General features: G+C 63.7%; 4 protein-coding genes. 1 reads left to right on the forward strand and 3 read right to left on the reverse strand.

Features of this window, described 5'->3' with window-relative positions; translation table 11 throughout:
- The 3 genes from ETD83_RS40950 to ETD83_RS40960 form a co-directional block, all read right to left on the reverse strand.
- A partial coding sequence (locus ETD83_RS40950) for an exonuclease/endonuclease/phosphatase family protein (RefSeq protein WP_138650623.1) occupies window positions 1-816 on the reverse strand: 816 nt, incomplete at its 3' end.
- Window positions 817-991: 175 nt separating this feature from the next.
- Window positions 992-1234, reverse strand: a complete 243-nt coding sequence (locus ETD83_RS40955) for a hypothetical protein (protein WP_138650624.1) — start codon at window positions 1232-1234, stop codon at window positions 992-994.
- Window positions 1231-1638, reverse strand: coding sequence for an ATP-binding protein (locus tag ETD83_RS40960; protein ID WP_138650625.1), 408 nt, complete (start codon window positions 1636-1638; stop codon window positions 1231-1233). Before ETD83_RS40960 ends, ETD83_RS40955 begins: the two co-directional genes overlap by 4 nt.
- 260 nt (window positions 1639-1898) lie before the next feature.
- Between ETD83_RS40960 and ETD83_RS40965 the strand changes: the two genes are divergently transcribed.
- Window positions 1899-2642, forward strand: coding sequence for a GntR family transcriptional regulator (locus tag ETD83_RS40965; RefSeq protein WP_171064730.1), 744 nt, complete (start codon window positions 1899-1901; stop codon window positions 2640-2642).
- Window positions 2643-2856: the final 214 nt, after the last annotated feature.

Raw genomic sequence — 2856 nt, forward strand, 5'->3', positions numbered from 1 at the left:
ACCCGGACCCGCCCGTGTCATGTCCAGTGACATCGCGATCGCGTGATGATCACTCGGCGCCGGAAGCCACTCATACTCGATCAGCGCATCCCGCAGATTGGCGGTCACGTGGAACTGATCCACTCGCAGCCCGCCGGTAGCGGTCGGATCACGCAGGTCCAGTCGTCCCGTGGTGTCGGCCAAGTGCGCGGCGACATCGACCAGCGCCACGCCGAGCTTCTCGCCGACAATCCGGTTCCCCCGCCAGGGCTCATCGGGCGAACTGCGCGGAAGGCACCGGGAACTGCGGTTGTAGGGCTCCACCGCGTCCCAGTCCGGTTCAGGGTCACCGACCGGCATGTGATTGATGTCGCCGCCGAGGATGCCCTGCCCGCCGTAGCGGTGCAGCCGCCCGATCATTCGCTGCGCCTCGGTCGCCGCCGCCTCTGCCGAATAAGCCGTCAGGTGAGCCGAGATCACCGCCAACCCCGGGTCATCATCGGACGCGTCCCGGTCCGCCAGCACCGCCACCCCATACCCGTTCTCGGTCAGGTGGCTGTATTTGGTCTCAAAGTGCCGGAACGCCAACCGGTCAGGCCGGAACGCCACGGCGGTGTGGTTGTGCACCGGCGACGGCGCGACCAGGAACCGCAGCCCCCACCCGCGCCACTCCAACTCTCTTTCGGCCGCGCCCTGCAAGCGCGGGTCCCGGCCCCAGTCCGTCAGCTCCTGCGTCAGCAGCACATCCGGCCGGATGTCCGCGATCAAGTCAGCCAGCGGCCCCCATTGGCCGCCGTATTGGGTGTTGATGCTCAACACCGTCAGCAGCTCACCCATCACGGCGCCCCGTCCGCCGTCGCTTGCACGCCCACCGCACCGGCAACGACACCCACAGCGGCGCCATCCCCCACGCCGTCAGGCAAGCCAGCCGCCAGCCCGCAGCCTGCGCCCAAGCGTCCGTGTCGCTCTGCATGTCCCCGGTCGCCCGGCTCGTTCGACCAGCCATCCATGATCACGTAGAAGTCCCCTTCCAGGCGTTGAGTTGCGGAAAGGCCGCCGAAGGGGGTTCCACCTGGCGCAGGGCCGGGTCCTCCACCTGGCGCAGGGCCAGCATGAGCCGGGCATGCCTAACCAGCCCACTGAGGTATTGGCGGTCTGCCATCGCCGAAGAGGCTTCGGGGTCAAGCCATGATCCGAACACGCGGATGACGGCGAGCTGATACCAGGTATCGACCGTAAGCTCATCGAGGGTCATTTGCGCTTGACCAGCCAGCGCGCGAAGACGATCTTTCCGCTGTCGTTGTCATTGGTCTGGCTGTCGCGGCCGACTTGAACGCCCCAGGCGTGGGCGAGAGCTGCAACAAGGTGGAGTCCACGCCCGTGCTCCCCTTCGAGAGAGAGACACTGTTGCCGGGGACGATTCATGCCGTCTGCGTCCCAGACCTCCACCACGTACAGACCCTCGGACTCGTCCTGATCTGAGTACGCCTCCACACGGATCTGATCGGTATCGGCGTGCCCAATGGCGTTGTTGATCAGCTCTGCCGTGACGACGCGAACGTCATCCAGATCGACCGGCCACTCTTCGGCAGTCGCGATCTCCGCGACGTGATCACGTCCGCGCCTGGCCTCTACATCCTCCGGCTTAAGTACGATCATCAAGTCCTACCTGCGGATTCAGAGGTCGGCAGACATGCGCTCGTGTGGTCGATTTCATGCACTTTGGCGCTAGATCTCTCCGTCATCTGGAGACCACCGGCCCCTCTGTGGTGTACTGGTTAAACGTTCGATGACCATCCTGACGAGGTAACTGGGGATCTTCACAGCTCCTGTGAGATCGGGTATGGCGGCGAACCAATGCTCGAAACATCCGGATGTTCGGCCGAAACATCCTTTGGACTGCTGAGGAAGAGGGCAGGGTGAGTCTGAGCGCCAAAGACTTAGCGGCGGTGTTAAGGCGACAGATCAACGATCAAGAGCTTCGCTTCGGAGAGACAATCCCCTCTCAGACCGTTCTCGCCAGGACTTATGGCGTGAGCGTGACCACGGTGAACAGAGCCTTGTCAGAGCTGAGACGAGAGGGATTGGTCCGAACGGAGCAGGGAAGGGGAACAGTCGTGACGGCTTTGCCACAGATAGTCCGGGATGCCCGGGATAGGTACGCCGCTGACAAGCGGCTTCAGGACCGAGGGGCCTTCGCGGCCGAAATCCGTCGTCTCGGCATGACTCCAAGGTCCGAGACGACCATCTTCAGGGACGTCCCGCCCCCCAAGGTTGCCGAGTTTCTCGGCACTCCTAGCGGAGAGGAAGTCGTCGTCCGGCAGCGATCGATGTACGCGGACGACACCCTCGTTCAAATCGCACCTTCATACATCCCGCTCGACATCGCTGGTGGGACGATGCTGGAAGACACCGTCCAGACCAAGGGCGGCATGATCTCCACCATGGCCCAACTCGGCTACGAGCAGGAGTACGCCGACGAGTACCTAACCCTCTCCCGTAGCCCCACGGACGAGGAGACCACGAGGTTCGGCATCGGCTCAGATCAACCGGTCTTCGAGCTGTACCACGTCGCTTACGCCAATGATCGCGCCGTTGAGGTCTGCGTCCATGTAGGCCCGACGCACCTGTGGAACTTCGTATACCGAGTACCGATGAAGTAGAAGGAGTGACGCGGCGCGAAACCTCCGAGAGGGGGTTTCGCGCCGCTATGCGCCTTGTCTCCGTGTGAGGATTTTCCCTACTTAGGTCGAGGTGCGGCAGGTATTCGACATCCACGCAGCGAACGGCCGGAGACACCCGATGTCCGCTCAACGCCCCGGTAGTCGCGCGAGGTCCAGGTCCTTCGGTTCCCAACCATCCCCGGCCCCCGCCCCC

The organism is Actinomadura soli (assembly GCF_005889715.1).
GTDB classification, from domain to species: domain Bacteria; phylum Actinomycetota; class Actinomycetes; order Streptosporangiales; family Streptosporangiaceae; genus Spirillospora; species Spirillospora soli.